17 protein-coding genes, 1 pseudogene and 1 other annotated feature are annotated in these 20,851 nt (G+C 66.9%); of the genes and pseudogenes, 9 read left to right on the forward strand and 9 right to left on the reverse strand.

Going from position 1 to position 20,851, the window contains the following annotated elements; all coding sequences use genetic code 11:
* On the forward strand, positions 1–2,276 hold a 2,276-nt coding region (gene rnr, locus CG471_RS19170), incomplete at its 5' end, for a ribonuclease R (protein ID WP_099233086.1).
* Between the two features lie 37 nt (positions 2,277–2,313).
* Here the strand turns inward: rnr and CG471_RS19175 are convergent.
* On the reverse strand, positions 2,314–2,802 hold the full coding sequence (locus CG471_RS19175) for a hypothetical protein (RefSeq protein WP_099233118.1): 489 nt from the start codon (positions 2,800–2,802) through the stop codon (positions 2,314–2,316).
* 143 nt (positions 2,803–2,945) lie between these two features.
* Between CG471_RS19175 and CG471_RS19180 the strand changes: the two genes are divergently transcribed.
* Positions 2,946–3,536: an aminodeoxychorismate/anthranilate synthase component II gene (locus tag CG471_RS19180; protein ID WP_007708936.1), complete on the forward strand. Its 591-nt coding sequence runs from the start codon at positions 2,946–2,948 to the stop codon at positions 3,534–3,536.
* Positions 3,537–3,592: 56 nt separating this feature from the next.
* On the opposite strand, the gene CG471_RS19185 is transcribed toward CG471_RS19180, so the two are convergent.
* Positions 3,593–5,083 carry a SulP family inorganic anion transporter gene (locus tag CG471_RS19185; protein ID WP_099233120.1) on the reverse strand — a complete coding sequence of 497 codons (1,491 nt, stop codon included), beginning with the start codon at positions 5,081–5,083 and terminating at the stop codon, positions 3,593–3,595.
* A 76-nt stretch (positions 5,084–5,159) separates the two neighbouring features.
* Positions 5,160–5,215: a sequence feature (sul1 is cis-regulatory element that is thought to sense ions involved in sulfur or methionine metabolism; They are found in Alphaproteobacteria), on the reverse strand.
* Positions 5,216–5,376: 161 nt separating this feature from the next.
* Positions 5,377–6,924, reverse strand: coding sequence for a chloride channel protein (locus CG471_RS19190; RefSeq protein WP_099233088.1), 1,548 nt, complete (start codon positions 6,922–6,924; stop codon positions 5,377–5,379).
* Positions 6,925–7,056: 132 nt separating this feature from the next.
* Between CG471_RS19190 and trpD the strand changes: the two genes are divergently transcribed.
* The 5 genes from trpD (at position 7,057) to lexA (ending at position 11,266) form a co-directional block, all read left to right on the forward strand.
* A complete protein-coding gene (gene trpD, locus CG471_RS19195) occupies positions 7,057–8,049 on the forward strand; it encodes an anthranilate phosphoribosyltransferase (protein WP_099233090.1) in 993 nt (330 codons plus the stop codon).
* Entirely contained in the window at positions 8,046–8,837 is a 792-nt protein-coding gene (gene trpC, locus CG471_RS19200) for an indole-3-glycerol phosphate synthase TrpC (RefSeq protein ID WP_099233092.1), read from the forward strand. The genes trpD and trpC overlap by 4 nt, the downstream gene beginning before the upstream one ends.
* Positions 8,834–9,319 carry a cyclic pyranopterin monophosphate synthase MoaC gene (moaC, locus tag CG471_RS19205; RefSeq protein WP_099233094.1) on the forward strand — a complete coding sequence of 162 codons (486 nt, stop codon included), beginning with the start codon at positions 8,834–8,836 and terminating at the stop codon, positions 9,317–9,319. Before trpC ends, moaC begins: the two co-directional genes overlap by 4 nt.
* Entirely contained in the window at positions 9,316–10,500 is a 1,185-nt protein-coding gene (gene glp, locus CG471_RS19210) for a gephyrin-like molybdotransferase Glp (protein WP_099233096.1), read from the forward strand. Before moaC ends, glp begins: the two co-directional genes overlap by 4 nt.
* 88 nt (positions 10,501–10,588) lie before the next feature.
* A complete protein-coding gene (lexA, locus tag CG471_RS19215) occupies positions 10,589–11,266 on the forward strand; it encodes a transcriptional repressor LexA (protein ID WP_099233098.1) in 678 nt (225 codons plus the stop codon).
* Here the strand turns inward: lexA and CG471_RS19220 are convergent.
* Positions 11,257–13,388: pseudogene (locus tag CG471_RS19220) on the reverse strand (ComEC/Rec2 family competence protein). The gene lexA and the pseudogene CG471_RS19220 overlap by 10 nt on opposite strands.
* 49 nt (positions 13,389–13,437) lie before the next feature.
* On the opposite strand from CG471_RS19220, the gene gltX reads away from it, so the two are divergent.
* Entirely contained in the window at positions 13,438–14,880 is a 1,443-nt protein-coding gene (gene gltX, locus CG471_RS19225; RefSeq protein ID WP_010336543.1) for a glutamate--tRNA ligase, read from the forward strand.
* 20 nt (positions 14,881–14,900) lie between these two features.
* The gene (gene gltA / locus CG471_RS19230) at positions 14,901–16,187 is read left to right on the forward strand and encodes a citrate synthase (RefSeq protein WP_004207481.1); all 1,287 of its coding nucleotides are present in this window, start codon (positions 14,901–14,903) and stop codon (positions 16,185–16,187) included.
* Between the two features lie 61 nt (positions 16,188–16,248).
* On the opposite strand, the gene CG471_RS19235 is transcribed toward gltA, so the two are convergent.
* The 5 genes from CG471_RS19235 to CG471_RS19255 all read right to left on the reverse strand — a co-directional run bounded on the left by CG471_RS19235 (position 16,249) and on the right by CG471_RS19255 (position 20,794).
* Positions 16,249–16,590 carry a gamma-glutamylcyclotransferase gene (locus CG471_RS19235; protein WP_099233100.1) on the reverse strand — a complete coding sequence of 114 codons (342 nt, stop codon included), beginning with the start codon at positions 16,588–16,590 and terminating at the stop codon, positions 16,249–16,251.
* A gap of 76 nt (positions 16,591–16,666) precedes the next feature.
* Complete coding sequence (locus CG471_RS19240; RefSeq protein WP_037490209.1) at positions 16,667–18,058, reverse strand: HAMP domain-containing sensor histidine kinase; 1,392 nt, start codon at positions 18,056–18,058, stop codon at positions 16,667–16,669.
* Positions 18,055–19,140, reverse strand: coding sequence for a DUF2336 domain-containing protein (locus tag CG471_RS19245; RefSeq protein WP_017500594.1), 1,086 nt, complete (start codon positions 19,138–19,140; stop codon positions 18,055–18,057). The genes CG471_RS19240 and CG471_RS19245 overlap by 4 nt, the downstream gene beginning before the upstream one ends.
* A gap of 77 nt (positions 19,141–19,217) precedes the next feature.
* Positions 19,218–20,390, reverse strand: a complete 1,173-nt coding sequence (locus CG471_RS19250; protein WP_099233122.1) for a hypothetical protein — start codon at positions 20,388–20,390, stop codon at positions 19,218–19,220.
* Between the two features lie 101 nt (positions 20,391–20,491).
* Positions 20,492–20,794 (reverse strand): Hpt domain-containing protein, encoded by a 303-nt coding sequence (locus CG471_RS19255; RefSeq protein ID WP_099233102.1) that lies wholly within the window; start codon positions 20,792–20,794, stop codon positions 20,492–20,494.
* Between the last annotated feature and the right edge of the window lie 57 nt (positions 20,795–20,851).

Raw genomic sequence — 20,851 nt, forward strand, 5'->3', positions numbered from 1 at the left:
GCGCGAAAGTCCGTCCCGCCGGGTTCCCCACCCGGCAGCAGGTGATGGACTTCATCACCGAGTCAGACACCCCCGCGGGCAAGCGCGAGATCGCCAAGGCATTCGGCCTCAAGGGGCAGGAAAAGATCGCCTTGAAGGCGCTGCTCAAGGACATGGCGGACGAGGGCCTGCTCGACATCGGCCCGGCCCGCGCCTTCCACAAGATGGGCGGCGTGCCCAAGGTCACGGTGCTGCGCATCGTCGATGTCGACGACACCACCCTGATCGCCACCCCCGAACGCTGGGAGGCCGAAGGCCAGCCCGCGCCCCGCATCCGCGTGGTCGAACGCGGCAAGCGCGGCGCGCTGACGATCGGCGACCGCATCCTCGCCCGCACCGAGGAAGCGGGCAAGGGCTGGCTCGCCCATCCGATGAAGAAGCTCGCCAAATCGACCGAGATGCTGCTCGGCGTGGTCGAGGAAATGGCCGACGGCAAGCTGTGGCTGCGCCCGGTCGACAAGCGCATCCGCAAGGATACGCCGATCAGCGACATCGGCACCGCGAAGAAGGGCGATCTGGTCCTGGCCGAGCCGACCGGCCGCCCGCCGCGGATCAGCGCGCGCGTCACCGACATTCTTGGCGATCCCTTCGCCCCGCGCAGCTTCAGCCTGATCGCCATTCACAAGCATGGCATCCCGCATGTCTTCCCCGAAGCGGTGGAGGAGGAAGCGGTCACCGCGTCGAAGCTGGTGCTGCATGAGGACAAGCGCGAGGATCTGCGCCACCTCCCGATCGTCGCGATCGACCCGGTCGACGCCCGCGACCATGACGATGCGGTCTGGGCCGCGCCGGACGAAGACCCGGCCAATGAAGGCGGCTACAAGGCGATCGTCGCGATCGCCGATGTCAGCTATTATGTCCGCCCCGGCAGCGCGCTCGACCGCGAAGCGCGCAAGCGCGGCAACAGCGTCTATTTCCCCGACCTGGTCGTGCCGATGCTGCCGCACCAGCTCTCGTCCGACATGTGTTCGCTGCGCGCCGGGCAGGACCGCGCCGCCATGGCCTGCCATCTGGTGATCGACGCGCAGGGCAAGGTGAAGAGCTTCCGCTTCTCCCGCGCCATCATCCGCGTCGCCGCCGTCCTCGCCTATGAAAATGCGCAGGCGGCGATCGATGGCGAGCAGGATAATGAACTGCTCGAACCGGCCCTGAAACCGCTCTGGGCCTGCTGGGCGCTGCTGCGCAAGGCCCGCGAAAAGCGCGATCCGCTCGCGCTCGACCTGCCCGAACGGCGCGTCGTCCTCGACGAATGGGGCAAGATCGTCAGCGTCGCCGTGCGCGAACGGCTCGACGCCCATATGCTGATCGAGGATTATATGATCGCCGCCAACGTCGCCGCCGCCAAGGCGCTGGAGGCGAAGAAGGCGCCGGTCATGTACCGCGTCCATGAAACCCCGGGCCGCGACAAGCTGGTCGCGCTCAAGGAATATCTCGCCACCTTCGACATCGACTTCGCGCTGGGCCAGGTGATCCGCCCGTCCACCTTCAACCAGCTGATCAAGAAGGTCGGCGAGTCGGAGGAGAAGGAGCAGATCATGACCCAGATCCTGCGCTCCCAGACCCAGGCCTATTATGCGCCGCAGAATATGGGCCATTTCGGCCTGGCGCTGGGCAGCTACGCCCATTTCACCTCGCCCATCCGCCGCTATGCCGACCTGCTGGTCCATCGCGCGCTGGTCGGCGCCTATGATCTCGAACTGCCCGCGCCCAAGGACAAGGCGATCCCCGATCGCTCCTCCCTCAGCCAGGAGGATTATGAGAATATGGGCCGGGTCGGCGAGATGATCTCGGGCCATGAACGCCGCGCGATGGAGGCGGAGCGCGAGACGATCGACCGCTATGTCGCCGCCTTCCTGTCGGCCCATGTCGGCGAGGTGGTGAAGGCGCGGATCACCGGCGTCCAGAATTTCGGCTTCTTCGCCACGGTCGAGGGGCTGGGCGGCGACGGACTCGTGCCCGTATCGACGCTGGGCGCCGAACATTTCTTCTTCGACGAAGCGGGCAAGGCATTGCAGGGCGTCGAAAGCGGCGACCGCTATACGGTCGGCCAACGGCTGGAACTGCGCCTGGCCGAAGCCGACCCGATCAACGGCGCGCTGCGCTTCGAGCTGCCCGACAATCCGGCCCCGCGCGGCAGCCCGCTCAAACGCGACCGCACCCGCCCGAAAATCCACCGCGGCCGCCCCACCAACATCCGCCACATCGGCAGCAGCCGGGGCAAGCACAAGAAGCGGTAAAGGGATAGGCGGCGGCTCAGCGCCGCTTGACCATTTTTTAGGGGAGAAACTCCGGATGAGGAACCGGCATTGATGCCAAAATTCCGTGGAGAACTTTGTTTCTAGCCGCATGGCGCTGACCGTCGCAGCCATAATCCACCGCGTAAAATTGATCTACGGACTCGCCCTTCCAATGAAGGCTTATGCCACCTTGGTCAGTGGCATAATGGCCCTCGCAGCGCTGCCCACTGGCAATGTAATTGGAAACCTCCTTCGCCGACATGGAGTCATCGGAAATCCGAAAAGGCTCTGTTTGCGTTTGCAACTTCACGAAGCCCTCGCGACCGATGTCAAAGTGCCCCGTCTTGCGTTCCGAGATTTGATGATATTGGCCAGCACCATTCTGCTGCACAGATATTTCCATACCCGGCGCGAAAATCTCGATTTGATCCAGCGTAGGCACCGCGCCATCGCCGCATGAAATCGTGGCGACACAACTCACAATAACGCCTAGCGCCCGCACCCGCTCCCACACTGTCCGCACCATCACATGCCCCCTCGGAGACGTAAGCATCCAGAGATGCCTTGCAAAAGCGCAAACGGCAATTCCAGTTCATCCGCGTTCCAAATTCGCCTCCTGCCCCACATCCCCTTCCCCCCATCGTCATCCGCGCCTATAGGCTGTGTCCCATGATCCTCGTCATCGACAATTATGACAGCTTCACCTGGAACCTGGTCCATTATCTGATGGAGCTGGGCGCCAAGGTAGAGGTCGTGCGCAACGACGCCATCTCGGCGGGCCAGGCCCTGTCGAGCGGTGCCAAGGCCTTCCTGCTGTCGCCCGGTCCCTGCACCCCCAATGAGGCGGGTGTCAGCCTGGATCTGGTCGCGGCCTGTGCCGATGCCGGCGCGCCGCTGCTGGGCGTGTGCCTGGGCCATCAGGCGATCGGCCAGCATTTCGGCGGCAAGGTGGTGCGCGGCGGGCTGATGCACGGCAAGACATCGCCGGTGCGCCATGACGGCACCGGCCTGTTCGCCGGCCTCCCCTCGCCCTTCACCGCGACCCGCTATCACTCGCTGATCGTCGAGGATATTCCGGCCGATCTGGTGGTCAACGCGACCAGCGAGGACGGATCGGTCATGGGCTTCCGCCACGCGACCCTGCCGATCCATTCGGTCCAGTTCCACCCGGAAAGCATCGCGACCGAACATGGCCATGACATGCTGGCCAATTTCATGAAGATCGCCGGCATCCCGGTCCGCGAGCGCGAAGCGGCGTAAGGCCGCTCCGCCTCTTCACTCTTCTCCGTCAGGATGACGGCGGGGCAGGCCGCATGTCAGTGCGGCACCGCCCCCGTCTCCACCCCGGTCTTGTCGTGCAGGGCGAAGCGGTCGACGATGTCCGCGCTCGCCCGGTTATAGCCGACCACCTCGACCATGCGCCCTTCGCGCCGCAGCCGGGCGATGATCTTGTCGAGCGCGCCGACGCCCGAAATATCCCAGAAATGCGCGCCCGACACGTCGATCAGGACATGGGTCGCGCTTTCCTCACCCGTGAAGGCGCGGGTGAAGCGATCGACCGAGGCGAAGAAGATCTGGCCGGTGACGCGATAGGTCGCCCGGCCATCGGCCTCGCTGCGCTCCACCGCGAACATGCGCTGCACCTTGGCGGCGAAGAAGATGCCCGACAGCAATACGCCGGTCAGCACGCCCAGCGACAGGTCGCGGGTCGCCACCACGACCACCACCGTCGCCAGCATGACCGCCGAGGAGGTCGGCGGATGCCGCCGCAGATTGGCGATCGAGGCCCAGCTGAAGGTACCGATCGACACCATCACCATCACCGCGACCAGCGCCGGCATCGGGATGCGCCCGACCCACGGCCCCAGCACCGCCAGCAGGAACAGCAGGAATGCGCCAGCGACGAAGGTCGACAGCCGCCCGCGTCCGCCCGAGGTGACGTTGATCACCGACTGGCCGATCATCGCGCAGCCGCCCATGCCGCCAAACAGGGACGCGACGATATTCGCCCCGCCCTGCCCCATGCATTCGCGCTGCTTGTCGCTGTCGCTATCGGTCATGTCGTCGACGATCTGCGCGGTCAGCAGCGATTCGAGCAGGCCGACCGCCGCCATCGTCACCGAATAGGGCAGGATGATGCGCAGCGTCTCCCAGGTCAGCGGCACCTGCGGCAGGGCAAGGCTCGGCAATCCTTCGGGCAGGCGCCCCATGTCGCCGACCGTATGCACCGGCAGGCCAAGGCCGATCGACAGCGCGCTCAGCAGCAAAATCGCCACCAGCGGCGCCGGCACCGCCTTGGTGATCCGGGGGAAGAGATAGATGATGGCGAGGCCAGCCAGCACCATCGCATAGGTCTGCCAGCCAACGTTGGTGAGCTGCGGCAGTTGCGCCATGAAGATCAGGATCGCCAGTGCATTGACGAAGCCGGTGATGACCGATCGCGACACGAACTGCATCAGCAGGTTGAGCCGCAGCAGCCCGGCAATGATCTGCACCACGCCCATCAGGATCGTCGCGGCAAACAGATATTCCACGCCATGCTCGCGCACCAGCGGCCCGACCAGCACGGCGACAGCAGCGGTCGCGGCGGAGATCATCCCCGGTCGCCCGCCGATCAGCGCGATGGTGATGGCGATCGCGACCGAGGCATAGAGGCCGACGCGCGGGTCGACCCCGGCGATGATGGAAAAGCCGATCGCTTCGGGGATCAGGGCGAGCGCGACGACGATGCCGGCCATGATGTCATGGCGCGCCGTCCGGGCGTCGCTGAACCATTGGCGGCGATAGCGGCTGAAAAATTGGGTCATGTCGAAAATCCACATCAGGTCACATTATCGGGCTTTGGGCGCCAGCTCCGGGCGCGCGTTCGATAATCATGTGCGATGTTGTCCGGCGGATCGGCGGCCGGAATAGCCACCCGGAATTTCACCGGGTCCATGCGAATGCCGGCCTTCTACAGCCCTGCCCCGCCAATGCAACCCCGGCCCGGCCCGCGCGCCCGCCCGGACGCCCCGCGGCGATATACTGTGGGAGGCCGGGTGGGGGCGCGGGCCGGTGCGGCACCGAAAATGCGCTCTTCCGCGCATTTTCCAAAAAGCCTCTACCCTTCCCCGAACAGCGCCCGCTGCGAGCTTTCAATCTCCTCGAAATAGCGCCGCCGCGCATGTTTCTCGGTCAGCACGCCCAGCACCAGCCCGCTTTCGTCCACCACCGCCAGCTCGTCCGCAGCCGCCTTGTCGAACAAGGGCAGGATCGCGCGGATATCCGCATCAGCCCGCAACGAGATATCGGCCATCGTTGCCAGCGGCGCGATCGGCGCATCCTCCGCCAGTTCGGGGCGATAGGCCGCTGCCGTCGGCACGATACCGCGATAGCCGCCCCCGCCGTCGATCATGATCGCCTTGCTCGCCGACCCCAGCGGCACCAGCGCACGAAACTGGCCGACGCTCATCGTATCGGGCACCGACACCCAGTCGCGCCGCATCATCCGCCCGGCGGTCAGGTTCATCACCCAGCCAATGTCGCGCGGACTGCGGATGGTCGATCCGCGCAGATGCAGCCGCCAGGTGGAGAAGGAATAGCCGAACATTTCCCGCGTCACCGATCCCAGGAACAGGGACGCGAAGAACAGCCCGCCGCGAAAGCCGAAGCTCAGCGAAATCACCGATGCCGCGATCTTGAGGCACAGGATCATCAGCAGCACGGTCCAGTCGGGCAGCAGGATGAGGTTGAGGTGCAGCGCGCCATGCCCGGCCGACAAGGTCTGCGGCGTCAACCAGGCGAGCGGCATCAGCAGCATGCCGCCGATCACCGGCCGCCACCGCCCCGGCCAGGTCCAGCCCTGCACCCGCAGCTCGGCAAAGGTCACCATCCGCATGATGAGGATGCCCAGCCCCGCGCAGACCAGGCCGAGCAGCGCATAGAGAAGATAGTCCGCCGTCCCCAATATCCGGTCCGCCGTGGTCGCGATCAGCCAGGGTTCGACGCCCAGCGCGCGCGTCACGAACGCCGCGCTCAAGGCGGCCGCCACCACCGGCGCGATCGCGGCCGGCGTATAATGGCCGATCACGATCTCGAACGCATAGAAGGCGCCGGCCAGCGGCGCGCCGAAGGCCGCGCCCACGCCTGCCCCCGCGCCCGCGCCGACCAGGGTGCGCAGATCATTGCGCCGCAGCTTCAGCCATTGGCCCAGCAGCGACGCGACCCCGCCGCCCATCTGCGCATAGGCCGCCTCCAGCCCGACCGATGCGCCCGCTCCGTTCGACAAGACCGTCTGCCCGGCGATCACCAGATTGTCGGCCATCGGGATGCGCCCGCCATGCAGGGCATTGGCCTCCACCACGTCGATCAGCGGCCGTTGCCGCCGGCGCAGCAGCCGCGCCAGCAGCACCAGCGCCAGGCCGCCCAACGGCAGGCCCAGCAGCCGCCAGGGATGACGGATCTCGCCCAACGCGCTCAGCCGGTTGATGCTGACGCCATAGAGAAGTTCCTGAATGCCGTGCGCCATCAGTTGCAACAGGTTGGTGATCAGCCCCGCCGCCACGCCCGCCAGTATGGCGAGCAGGATGAAGGCCGCCTCGCTCTCGCGCAACCGGCGGCGCTGGCGGATGGCAAGGCTCCAGAACAGGGTCGACCAGGATCGGCGCATGGCTTTCCCGACAACGCCCCTTTGGTGCCCGCGTCAAGCCAATTGCCGGGCCACGCAACAAAATTCCAATTGGCGGGCAAATAGCATGTCGCCCTCGACTTTCGCGCTCGGCCGGGACTAAAGGCTTGGCCCATGACCCTGTTGCCCGATCCCAGCGCGCCCCTGGCCGCCGAAGAAGCCGCCTGCGCCTTCGACCTGCTGTTCGACGCCGACCTGTCGGACGAGGCGATCGCCGGTTTCCTCGTCACCATGGCGCGGCGCGGCGAGACCGCGACGGAGATCGCCGCCGCCGCCCGCGCGATGCGCGCCCGGATGATCCCGGTCGACGCGCCCGACGGCACGATCGACGTTTGCGGCACCGGCGGCGACGGCCATCATACGCTCAACGTCTCGACCGCCGTCAGCCTGGTGGTCGCGGCCGCCGGCGTGCCGGTCGCCAAGCATGGCAATCGCGCCGCCTCGTCCAAGGCGGGCGCCGCCGACACGCTCGAAGCGCTGGGCCTTGATCTCGATCGCGCGGCCGCCACGGCAGAAGCCACGCTCAAGGAGCTGGGCATCTGCTTCCTGTTCGCGCAAAATTATCACCCTGCGCTCAAACGCCTCGGCCCGATCCGCCGGTCGATCGGCGAACGCACCATCTTCAACCTGATGGGGCCGCTCGCCAATCCCGCCAATGTCCGCCGCCAACTGGTCGGCATCGCCCGCCCCGCTTACGTCCCCATCTATGCCGATGCGCTCGGCCAGTTGGGCGCCACCCATGCGATGATCGTGTCGGGCGACGAAGGGCTCGACGAACTCTCGCTCGCCGGCGGCAACGACATTGCCGAGGTGACGGCCGACGGCGTGGTCGCGATGCGCCGCCTGACCGCCGTGGACCTCGGCCTCTCGACCCATCCCGTCACCGCCATTCGCGGCGGCGACCCGGCCCATAATGCCGCGGCGCTCCGCGCCCTGCTCCAGGGCGAGGCCGGTGCCTATCGCGATGCCGTGCTGCTCAACGCCGCCGCCGCTTTGGTGGTGGCCGACGCAGCCCATGATTTCCAGGAAGGCGTCGAACAGGCCGCCGAAGCGATCGACAACGGCCTTGCCAACGCGCTCCTCAATTGCTGGATTGCCTATCAATGACCAACAAGCTCATCGAAATCTGCGATTTCAAGCGCGAGGATGTCGCCCGCCGCAAGGCCGCGACGACGATCGCCTCGCTCCACGCCCGCGCCAGCGAGCAGACCCCGCCGCGCGGCTTCCGCAAGGCGCTGGACGATGCCGCCCGCTCGGGCTTCGGCCTGATCGCCGAGGTGAAGAAGGCCAGCCCGTCCAAGGGGCTGATCCGCGCCGATTTCGATCCGCCGGCCCATGCGGTGGCCTATGCCGCCGGCGGCGCCGCCTGCCTTTCGGTGCTGACCGACGAGCCCTATTTCCAGGGCCATGACGATTATCTGATGGCCGCCCGCTCGGCCTGCGCGCTGCCGGTGCTGCGCAAGGATTTCATCGTCGATCCCTGGCAGATCCTGGAAAGCCGCGCGCTCGGCGCCGACGCGATCCTGATCATCGTCGCCGCGCTGGAAGACGGCCAGATGCAGGAGATCGAGGACGCCGCGCTCGGCCTTGGCATGGATGCCCTGATCGAAGTGCATGACGAGGCCGAACTGGAACGCGCGCTCAAGCTCCGCTCGCGCCTGATAGGCGTCAACAACCGCGACCTGCGCGATTTCAGCGTCGATTTCGCCCGCACCTATGAACTGGTCGGCAAGGCGCCCGACGGCTGCACCTTCGTCGCCGAAAGCGGCCTTGGCTCGCATGCCGATCTCACCGCCATGGCCGATCATGGCGTGCGCTGCTTCCTGGTCGGCGAAACGCTGATGCGCCAGGCCGATGTCGAGGCGGCGACCCGCAACCTGCTGACGGGCGCATGACCGGCCTCACTCATCTGGACGAGGATGGCGCCGCTCGCATGGTCGATGTCTCGGCCAAGGCTGTGACCGCGCGCGAGGCGGTGGCCGCCGGGCGCATCACCATGGCCGCCGACGCTGCGCAGGCGATCGCCGCCGGCCTCGTCAAGAAGGGCGATGTGCTGGCCGTCGCCCGCGTCGCCGGCATCATGGCGGCCAAGCGCACCGCCGAACTGATCCCGCTCTGCCATCCGATCCCGCTGAGCGCCGTCACCATCGACTTTGCCCTGCACGACGACGGCGTCACCGTCACCGCGACCGCGCGCACCGCCGGCCAGACCGGGGTGGAGATGGAGGCGCTGACCGCCGCGACCGCCGCGCTCCTGACCGTCTATGACATGGCCAAGGCGCTCGATAAGGGCATGATAATCGGCGATGTTCGCCTGCTCGCCAAGCGCGGCGGCAAGTCGGGCGACTGGGCCGCGCCGGAGCATGCTGGCCGATGAGCCTGATGCCGGTCGCGGACGCGCAAGCGCGGCTCCTTGCCCTTGCCGATCCGTTGCCGGCCGAACTTGTGCCCGTCGCCACCTGCGCCGGTCGCTGGCTCGCCACCGACATTAGCGCGCTGCGCGACCAGCCCTGGGCCGATCTTTCCGCGATGGACGGCTATGCCGTGCGCGCATCCGAAGGCGCCGGGCCGTGGCAGGTAATCGTCACCAGCAGCGCGGGCGACGCCGATATCCCAGCCCTGCAACCGGGCCAAGCCTGCCGCATCTTCACCGGCGCGCCCTTGCCGGCCGGCGCAGACGCGATCCTGATCCAGGAAAATGCCACGCGCGACGGCGACACACTGACCGCGCATGACGGCATATTGACGCCCGGCAGGCATGTCCGCCCGCTCGGCTCCGATTTCCGCGCCGGCACACCGCTGGTCAGCGCCGGTAGCCGCCTCACGCCGGGCCAGATCGCGCTCGCCGTGCTGGGCGGCCATGGCAGTCTGCCCGTCGGCGCCCGGCCGCGCGTCGCCCTGCTCTCGACCGGCAATGAACTTGTGCCCCCCGGCGCGCCGACGCCGCCGGGCTATCTCCCCTCGTCCAACGCGCCGATGCTGGCCGCCCTGCTCGCCGCCCTGCCCTGCGACGTGATCGACCTAGGCATCGTGCCCGACGATCTCGCCGCGATGACGCAGGCGCTGGAACAGGCGTCACAGGCCGACATCATCGTCTCGACCGGCGGCGCCTCGGTCGGCGACCATGACTATGTCCGCCCCGCCTTTGCGGCCGCCGGCGGCACGCTCGATTTCTACAAGATCGCAATGCGGCCGGGCAAACCGCTGATGGCCGGACGCCTCGGCAATGCAATCTTTCTCGGCCTGCCGGGCAACCCGGTCTCCGCCTTCGTCACCGGCACCCTCTTCCTCTGCCCGCTGGTCCGCCATCTCGCCGGATCGCGCGCGCCGCTGCCGCCGATCGTGCAGGCCCGCCTTGCCGCACCGCTCGGCCCAACGGCGGAACGCGACGATTATCTGCGCGCCTATCGCGGGGCCGACGGCATCGTCTCGGTCACATCGCAGGACAGCGCCGCCCCCGCCGCCATGGCGCTGGCCGACTGTCTGATCCGCCGGCCGGCCGGCTCAGCCCCCGCCATTGCCGGCGACATGGTGGACATCATCCCCCTGGCTGCCTGACCGGCAAAAGCGGCGCATGGCTTAACGCGCTTGACTTGCCCCTTTCCGTTTCCTATGCGTTCTTCATTCGTTCCATGGAGGACCGCCGATGTTGACGCCCAAGCAGCAGGAATTGCTGAGCTTCATTCAGACCCGGCTGGAAGAAGGCGGCGTGTCCCCTTCGTTCGAGGAGATGAAGGACGCGCTCGACCTGCGCTCCAAGTCCGGCATCCACCGGCTGATCAACGCGCTGGAGGAACGGGGCTTCATCCGTCGCCTGCCCAACCGCGCCCGCGCGCTCGAAGTGTTGAAGCTGCCCGACGCGATGCATCGCGCGTCTGCACCAGCCGTCCCGACGCCCAAGGTGTCGGCGCCCGCCGTGCTGTTGCCGACCGCCGCCAATGACGTGATCGAAATTCCGCTGCATGGCCGCATCGCCGCCGGCGTGCCGATCGAGGCGATGGAAAGCCATACCATGCTCTCCGTCCCCGCCGCCTTGCTCGGCTCGGGCGACCATTATGCGCTCGAAGTGTCGGGGGACTCGATGATGGAGGCCGGCATTCTCGACGGCGACTTCGCGCTGATCCAGCGCACCGATGTCGCGCGCGAGGGCCAGATCGTCGTCGCCCTGATCGACGACGCCGAAGCGACGCTCAAATATTTCCGCCGCGAAGGCAGCCGGGTCCGGCTCGATCCCGCCAATGCCGCCTATGAACCGCAGATCTACGATCCGCGCCAGGTCCGCATCCAGGGCAAGCTCGCCGGCCTGCTGCGCCGCTACAACTGACCGGCTGTTCGGGGCCGGCGGCGCACGATCCACGGATGCGCGTCGCCGGGCCGATGGACGGTGTGAACTTTGCCGCTTTCAAGGCCAATCGACAGGCCGCCGGTGCGGGATAGCAGCCGGCGGTCGATCTTCATCCAGCGCGGCCGGCACCACCAGGGCAGGCCCCGGTCGCTGATGACGATATCGGCCGCCGCGCAGTCCCGCTCCAATATCGGGCGATCGACCAGCATCGCATTGCGCGTCACCAGCAACTGCCAGTCGCGCCCGCCCCGCGGCAACGCCACCGCGCACAGATCCGTCGAACAGCGCGCCTGCTTCATCTTCGCGATCGCCTCCAGCGTCCCGTCATAGCCCGCACTCTCGCTCAGCACATCGCGGACATAATCGCCCGCCCCCTCGCGCAGCAGCGCCATCGTCCCTGTCGGCGTCCGCACCGCGACATGCCGCCCGTCGCCCGTCACCACGATATCGGGCGGCGCCAGCAGCGCGATGCCGGCCAGACCGATTGCGACCGGCGCCAACCCCAGCCAGCGCCAGCGACTGCGCCAGAGCAGGCACCAGAGGCCTCCCACCACGATGATCCCGAAAATCCAGCCCGGCACCGCCGGCGCCAGCATCACCGCCATCGGGCTCGCCGCCACGCCATGCGCCACCGCCAGCAACAGCGCGATCGCCTTGGCCGTGAGCCACCAGAAGGGCGCGCCCAGCCCGGCCAGATCGAAGCACAGCGCCAGCGCCTCCAGCGGCATGATGACGAAGGTGGTGAGCGGGATCGCGACCAGATTGGCCACCGCGCCGAGCAAACCTGCCTTGTGAAAATGGAAAAGCGCGATCGGCGCCAGCACCAGTTCGATGGCAAGGCCGGTCACCAGCATCGCCGCCACCGTCCGCCCGGCCTTGCGCAACCAAGGCTCGTCCCGCGCCATCGCGAACGCCTTGAACCGCCGATGCTCGCCCAGCGCCACCAGCGCGACTACGGCGGCGAAGCTCATCTGGAAGCTCGGGCCGATCAGCGCCTCGGGCCAGAAGGCCAGCACCACCAGCGCACCGGTCGCCACCAGCCGCAATGTGATCGCCTCGCGCCCCAGCGCCAGCCCGCCCAGCACCAGCAGCGCCGCGATGCAGGATCGCACCGTCGGCACCTCCGCCCAGTCAGCAGCGTGTAGCCGATTCCCGCCAACGCGCCCCCGGCCGCCGCGATCAGCATCAGCGGCCAGTCCAAAGCCGCGCGCGGAATCAACGCCAGCAGGCGCAACAGCAGGAAGATCACCGCCCCGATCAGCGCCGTCACATGCAGCCCGCTGATCGAGAGAAGATGGGCAAGCCCACTGCGCCGCATCGCCTCCGCATCCGTTTCGGCAATCGCGCCCTGGTCGCCGGTCGCCAGCGCCACCGCAATCCCCGCCGGTGCGCCCGTCACCTGTCCGCTGATATGATCGAACAGCCGCGCCCGCAGCGTCGGCCCCCCACGCGCCTTCTCCACCACCTCGACCGGCGCCAGCGCGCGCCCGGTCGCCCCGATCCCCTGGAAATAGGCGCGTCGCGCAAAATCGAACGCGCCCGGCACGCTCGGCGGCGCGGGCGGCATCAGCCGCACACGAAAGCGCAGCACCGCCCCCTTGCCCAGCCCTTCGGGCACGTCCGCCTCCGCGATATTTACCCGGATCGCCGCGGGCAGCGCCGGCGCCGCGATCGGCCGCAGGCCCACCCGAACCATCTGTTGCGCCGGCAGCTTGGCCACCGCCGTCACCGTGCCCGTCACCTGTGCGAATATGGGACGAGCCAGCGGCGGCTGACCCAGCCATGTCGCCTTGCCCCAGACCAGCAGGCAACCAACACAAGCCAGCAAGCCGCCGGCCACCAGCATGTGCCGCAATCGCGCGCCAACCGGCAGCAACAGCGCCAGACAGGCCAGCCCCAGCGCCCCGCAGCAACAGGCCAGCCAATGTGCCGGCCCCGGCAGCACGAACCAGCCGGCAATGCCCGCGCCCAGCGCCACCGGCACCCACAAGGCGAGTTGTTCGCGCTCCACCTCCAGCCATTGTTCGATCCGCGCAAATCCATTGTGCGCAATACGCACCGTCCTGCGCCCAACGGACGTTTGTCGTGGCTCAAAAGCCATGCTAGGGGGCGTCGCATCCATGGATCAGGCAGGAAGAATGTCAGCGAATATGACGGCAAGTGCAACGGGATTGAACAAGCAGGTGGTGACCCGTTTCGCCCCGTCGCCAACGGGCTTCCTGCATATTGGCGGCGCCCGCACCGCGCTGTTCAACTGGCTGTTTGCGCGCCATCATGGCGGCAAGTTCCTGCTCCGCATCGAGGATACCGATCGCGCCCGCTCCACCGAGGAAGCCGTGGCCGCCATTTTCGACGGTCTGGAATGGCTGAACCTGGGCGGCGACGAACCGGCCGTGTTCCAGTTCGAGCGCACCCCGCGCCATGCCGAGGTCGCCAACCAGCTGCTCGCCAATGGCCATGCCTATCGCTGCTATGCGACGCAGGAAGAGCTGGCCGAACTGCGCGAACAGCAGCGCGCCGCCAAGCAGCCGATGCGCTATGACGGCCGCTGGCGCGACCGCTCGCCGGAGGAAGCGCCCGAAGGCGCCCCCTTCGTCATCCGTATCAAGGCCCCTCGGACCGGTGAGACGGTGATCGAGGATGCGGTCCAGGGCCGCGTCGTGGTGCAGAATGCCGAGCTGGACGACATGATCCTGCTCCGGTCGGACGGCACCCCCACTTATATGCTGGCCGTCGTGGTCGACGACCATGACATGGGCGTCACCCATGTCATCCGCGGCGACGACCATCTCAACAACGCCTTCCGCCAGCTGGCGATCATCAAGGCCATGGGCTGGGAAGAGCCGGTCTATGGCCATATCCCGCTGATCCACGGGTCGGACGGCGCAAAGCTGTCGAAGCGCCACGGGGCGCTCGGCGTCGACGCCTATCGCGACGAGATGGGGATGCTGCCCGAAGCGGTGCTGAACTATCTGCTGCGCCTGGGCTGGGGCCATGGCGATGAAGAGATCATCTCGATCGAACGCGCCATCGAACTGTTCGATATCGACGGCGTTGGCCGCTCGCCCTCGCGCTTCGACATCAAGAAGCTGGAAAATCTGAACGGCCATTATCTGCGCGAAGCCGACGAGGCGCGCCTGGCCGCTCTGGTCGCCCCGCGCGTTGAGTCGCGTCTTGATACGCAACTGAATGATGCCCAGCGCGATATTTTGACCCAGGCGATGGTTTCGCTCAAGCCGCGGGCCAAGACGCTTAACGAAATTGCAGAAGGCGCGGAGTTTCTGTTCAAATCTTGCCCGCTCGATTTTGACGAGAAGGCGTCTGCTCTGCTAGATGAACCCGCGCGTGAGCTGCTGAAAAAGACAGCCGACGCTCTCCAGCCCGTCCAGTCCTGGACGGTTGAAGCGATCGATGAAGTGATACGCCGCGTGGCAGAGGATGCGGGGCTTGGCCTGGGCAAGGTGGCACAGCCGCTTCGTGCGGCGCTCACCGGGCGCACGGTCTCGCCGGGTATTTTTGATGTCCTCTTCCTTCTGGGGAAAGAGGAAAGCTTGAAGCGACTGACCGCTGCGGGGCACGTGGTGGCCGGTTGACGGCAGTTAAGGAGAAAAACATGTCGGATAATAATGCCAGTTTGACCGTTGGCGGAGAGGCCAAGGACTATGCCATCATGGATGGCACCGTCGGTCCCCAGGTCATCGACGTTCGCAAGCTCTACGCCAACACCGGCATGTTCACCTACGATCCGGGCTTCACCTCGACCGCCAGCTGCGAATCGGGCCTGACCTATATCGATGGCGACGCCGGCGTGCTGCTGCATCGTGGCTATCCGATCGGCCAGCTCGCCGAACAGTCCAGCTTCATGGAAGTCTGCTACCTGCTGCTGAACGGCGAACTGCCTTCGGCCAAGGAACTGGCCGATTTCACCAACACCATCACGCGCCACACCATGGTGCATGAACAGCTGACCGCCTTCTTCCGCGGCTTCCGTCGTGACGCCCACCCGATGGCGATCATGGTCGGCGTCGTCGGCGCCCTGTCGGCCTTCTATCATGACTCGACCGACATCAACGATCCGGAACAGCGCCGCATTGCGAGCCACCGCCTGATCGCCAAGATGCCGACGATCGCTGCGATGGCGTACAAATATTCGGTGGGCCAGCCCTTTGTCTATCCGCGCAACGACCTCAGCTACACCGCCAACTTCCTGAACATGACCTTCTCGGTCCCGGCGGAAGAGTATAAGATCGACCCGATCGTCGTCGACGCGATGGACAAGATCTTCACCCTGCATGCCGACCATGAGCAGAACGCGTCGACCTCGACCGTCCGCCTCGCCGGTTCGTCGGGCGCCAACCCGTTCGCCTGCATCGCGGCCGGCATCGCCTGCCTGTGGGGCCCGGCGCATGGCGGCGCGAACGAAGCCGCGCTCAACATGCTGCGCGAAATCGGCACCGTCGATCGCATTCCGGAATATATCGCCCGCGCCAAGAACAAGGACGATCCGTTCCGCCTGATGGGCTTTGGCCATCGCGTCTACAAGAATTACGATCCGCGCGCGACCGTGATGCAGAAGACCGCGAAGGACGTGCTGGAGAAGCTGGGCGTCAACGACCCGATCTTCGACGTTGCCAAGGAACTGGAGCAGATCGCGCTCAACGATCCCTACTTCATCGAGAAGAAGCTCTACCCGAATGTCGACTTCTATTCGGGCGTGATCCTCTCGGCGATCGGCTTCCCGACCGAAATGTTCACCGTGCTCTTCGCCCTCGCCCGCACCGTCGGCTGGGTCGCGCAGTGGAACGAAATGATTTCGGACCCAGCGCAGAAGATCGGCCGTCCGCGTCAGCTCTACACCGGCCCGACGCAGCGCGACTATGTCGCCGTCGACAAGCGCTAAGACGCGGTCACAAGAGACAAGAGGAACGGCGCCCCATCGGGCGCCGTTTTTCGTTTAGGGCTCAGCCGCCAGCCCCTGCATAGACATAGATCCAGGCCGGCACCCGCCCCTGATCGGTAACGACATCGATTGCGGCACGGCGATAATCCGCCCCCTCGAACGCATCGAGCCGCGCCCAGTGGGCCGGCAGGTCGGGCGAGCGGAACAGCTGGACCGGCACCGCCGCGGCGCCCTCGTCGGGAATGAAGGCAGGAAAGCCCATCGACGCGGCCCAGCCATGCGCGACCAGATGGCCGGTCACATGCCCCGCCTGCCAATGGCCCTGCAGCTGCGCCAGTTGATGATGATTGGCCCGTCCGGGTGCCAGCGTGCCATAGGTGGCCAGGCAATGCGATCTGTCCATGCCGCCACCCTATCGGGACGGCATCCGCCGGACAAACAAGCGCTCTTTATCTCATATAAGCGCGATCGCGCGCCCGTCAGTCGAGCACCGGCAAGGTCAGGATGAAGCGCGCGCCCTCGCCCGGCGTGCCGCCGACGCTGATGTCGCCGCCCATCGCCCGCGCCAGCTTGCGCGAGATATAGAGGCCAAGCCCGCTACCGCCCGGATCGTCGCGTCCTAGCCGCTCGAACTTGTCGAAAATCTTCTCGCGATCCTCCAGCGCCACGCCCGCACCCTGGTCGATCACCAGCACTCGTGCCTGCCGATGCTCCCGCTCCACGACGATGCGCACCTGCGATCCCTCGGGCGAATAGCGCACCGCATTGCCGACCAGATTGACCAGTATCTGCAGCACGCGGCGGAACTCGCCCCTCGCCATCAATATCTGGTCGACATCCGGACAATGGATCTTGATGTGCCGATCCAGCGCCTTGACCGTCAGCAAGCCGCCGGCCCGCCGTCCCAGATCGGCCAGGTCGACATCCTCGATGATCACGCCGAAATCGGGCCGGTCGATCGCCTGCAGATCCGCCAGATCATCGACCAGCGCCATCAGGTGACGGCCGGCGGTCGCGATATCATTGGCATAATCGGCATAATCGGGCCGCAACGGCCCCTCCAGTTGCGCGCCGATCGTGTCCGCATTGGCAATGATCCGCCCCAGCGGCTGGCGCAGCGAGCGATCAAGCCGCTTGCCGAACTCGCCGGGATAGAGCGACAATTGCGTCGTATCCGCCCGCGCCAGCGCCGGCGGTCGCTCGATCGGACAGGCCTTGCCGCGATAGCCGACCAGATGGCCGGCCAGGTCGAACAACGGAAAGCCCGCCAGCCGCACATGCTGTTCGGGATCATGCACCAATGTCGCGACCTGATCGCGGAAGGCGCGGCGCTGGGTGAAGCCGCGCAGGATCGCCATGTCACCCTCGCCATCGCTCTGCAGCTCGAAATAGCTGGAGAAACGGCTGCCCGGCAGGGGTGGCTGCGTCGGCAATGCGCCCTGCCGGTCGGTCCCGGCAATCGCCATCTGGAACTGCAACTGGGTGTCGATCTGCCAGGTCCAGCCATCGGCCAGCGCCGCCAGATCGGCCTCGCGCCGGCTATGGTCGCCGGCATTGGCGAGCGGCGGCCGCTCGCTCCAGTCGACCACCGCCAGCGACACGATGCGCCCGTCCGGCCCTTCGTCGCTGCGCGCCCGCACCCACATGTCGATGTCGCCCCGCTCGGCCGCCGCGACCACCGGCCGCGACACCGTGACACCCAGCCGCGCCGCCAGCCGCACCACGGCGGCCAGTTGCGGAATGGCGAGCGGCCCCAGCAGATCGCTCCCCGCCTCCCGCTGCAAGGCGAGCAGCGGCGCATCGGCACTCAATAGCGTGCCGTCTGCCGATGCCGTTGCCCGGACGATGGAGGGGTGGAGCGTCATGTTCATCCGGTAACGCGCCGCAAATGATCGAGCTTCGCGCGGAAGGCGGCCGGCGCGCGCAGGGCGCCCACCACGGCTTCCGCCTTCACGTCGCTCAGCAATTGATATTGGTCGGCCTCGGCCACGATCACCGCGTCCGACAGGCCCGGCCGCACCGGCCGCAGCGCCAGCAGCAGATGGCGATAATCCGCCCCGGTTCCGCCCAGCGCCCGGCACAGGGTCGCCACCTGCATCACCGGTCCCATGATCAATATGTCGGTCACCTGCGCGGTGCCAAGGCGCAGCCGTCGCCCGGCCAGCGCCGCAAACAGCAGAAACCGCCGCTGCCCGAGCGCCGCGCCCAGAAGGTCGGGCGCATCGGCCTGCGGCCCCAGCCGGCGCACCAACTGGTCGGCCGCCGCGATCGGGCCGTTGCTTTCGTCATGGCTGGCGAGCAGCGCCCAGCCCGCCCGCTCGAACGCGCCGAGCAATTGATTGTCCGGCTCCAGCGCGGTGCGCTGCACCACCGCCGCCAGACAGGCAGCCGCCGTCCACACCAGTTCGGCAAAATGTTCGGCCGGCAGATCGGGCCGCATCGGCTGATCCTCGCCCCCCATCGCCTGCCACTGCCCCTCGGCCAGCGCCAGCGCGACGATCGCGTCACCAATTTCGGGATCGTCCGACGACAGGATCGATTCGGCCTCGGGCTGTTCCGGCGGCTCGCCATCGGGGCGCCCGATCTGCCGCAGCAACAGGCTGACCCCCGCGCGCATCTGCATATGGGCCAGCAAGGCCGGCCCCAGCAGTGTCGGCTGCGCACAGATGGTCGGCCAGCACAGCCCATCGGGCCAACGCCCCAGCGCCGCGGCAATGGCAGGATCGCCCGCCAGGCTCAGCCGCAGCGCGGTTTCGATCGCGGTCAGGCACCCGCCCAGATGACGGCGGGTCTCGGCGATCAGCGCATCATGGCGCGCCCGGTCCTCGACCGGAAAGAAAAAGGCGAGATCAATCGCATGGCCGACGGGCACGGCCGACATGCCGGCCATGACATGTGCCATGGGCCAGCTGTCCGCCATGATGGATCCGGCAAGGGACGTGTGGGCGCTCATGCAAGGCAGCATAACCCCACGTCGTTAAAATGCACTAAACCCTGACAGCAAAATCAACGCTCTCGATGCGACAATAATTATCCGCCCCGACGCGACAGGATGATCGCCCCGATCGATCCGATCGCCGCCAGCATGGCAATGTCGAAACCAAGCGCCTCAGCCCCCGTCAGCAGGGCTGCCAGCAGCACCAGCAGAGCGGTGCCCGGCGTGAAGATCATCCAGGCGCGCGCCGCCCCGGTCCGACGCCAGCGATCGGCAACCGTGATGATGCCCAGCAGCAACGCCAGATAGTTGGGCACCATCCCGCTGCCCGACAGCATCACACCGATCAGCGCCAGTCCCGGCGCCAGAAAGGCGATCCAGCCGCTCGGCGGCCGGCGCAGCGCCATTTCATCCAGCCGATCGGCCAGTTCCGCCAGCAGCAGCGCCAGCAGCAACAGGCTGAGCCCGGTGCCCGGCCAGCCCAGTTCCAGCGGCATCAGCGCAATGCCGGCCAGCGCGATCGAACCGATCCGCACCTGCATCGCAGGCACCTGGCTGCGCATCAATGCGGGGCCGAGCAGCCGGGCGAGCGGCCCGAACAGATAATGTTCGATCCCGCCGCGGCTGGACGATCCCGATCGCGCGCCGGTCGACATCACCGCCTGCGCGGCGAGGTCCGCCTGTTCCTGCCCGTCGACCAGCGCGACTCGGCCTTCCAGCAGATCATCCTGCGGCACGGTGATTCGCACCGCACCGCCCTGCACCGCCGATCGCACCAAGGTCAGCGCCAGATCCCAGTCACCGATCATGTCCAGCGTGCCGAACAGCAGCGCCGGATTGATCCGCGCCAGCCCGGCCCAGCGCTGCCCCGCATCGATCCGCTCGAACGGCGCACTGGCGCGGCTGTCGTCGGTGACCAGCAAAGCATTGCCCGCTTGTCCCGCCAGCGCGTCATAATGGCCCTGCGCCACCACCGCGCCATCGGCCACCAGCAGCACATCGGCGTTGCGCGGCGCATCGCGCACCATCGACACCATGTCGCGGATCAGGGCGACGGCAATGCCGTCCGCGCTCAGCCGGTCGACCGCCTGCGAAATGGCCGGCGTGATGACGCTGACCAGGATCATGATCCGGTCCGCACCGGCCCGAACTGCCTGTCGCGCCTGATATTCGACCAGCGTCTGGCCGGCGAAATGCAGGGTGGCGCGAAGCGCTGCAGGCGAATCACTTGAAGCCCGGCTGGCACTGAGAATGGCCGCGAATGTCATATTGTCTGGAAACCGACCCATTTTGATTGCGACGATCTTCTTGCAAGCCGAACGACGCAGCGCAAGCAGGCGCTTTCAAATCACCGGTTTCAGGTCGCCGGTCAGCCCTGCTGAAGCAGTTCGATCGTGCTGCGCAAGCGCTGCAAGGCGCGCGGATCGCCCGGCCCGGCCTCGACCGCCTCGTCCGCCAGCGCCATCAGGCTGGTCAGGCCGAAACTCGCCGCCAGGCCTTTCAAACGCCAGGCCGCCAATTCCCAATTGGCGTCGCAGCGCGCCCGGCTCATCAGGTCGAGATGGCGCTCCGCGCTTTCAAGGAAAGCCACGCGCAGATCGGCGATCAGCACCGCGTCTTCGCCGACGGCGGCGGCCAATGCCGCATTAAGAGCGCCAGGATCATAGGACATGGGGACGGAAGCTATCGAAATTGCGTTAAGTTTTGGTAACAAGGCATTTGCGCAGAC

Origin of the sequence: Sphingobium sp. IP1 (assembly GCF_002708645.1) — a bacterium.
Classification (GTDB): domain Bacteria; phylum Pseudomonadota; class Alphaproteobacteria; order Sphingomonadales; family Sphingomonadaceae; genus Sphingobium; species Sphingobium yanoikuyae.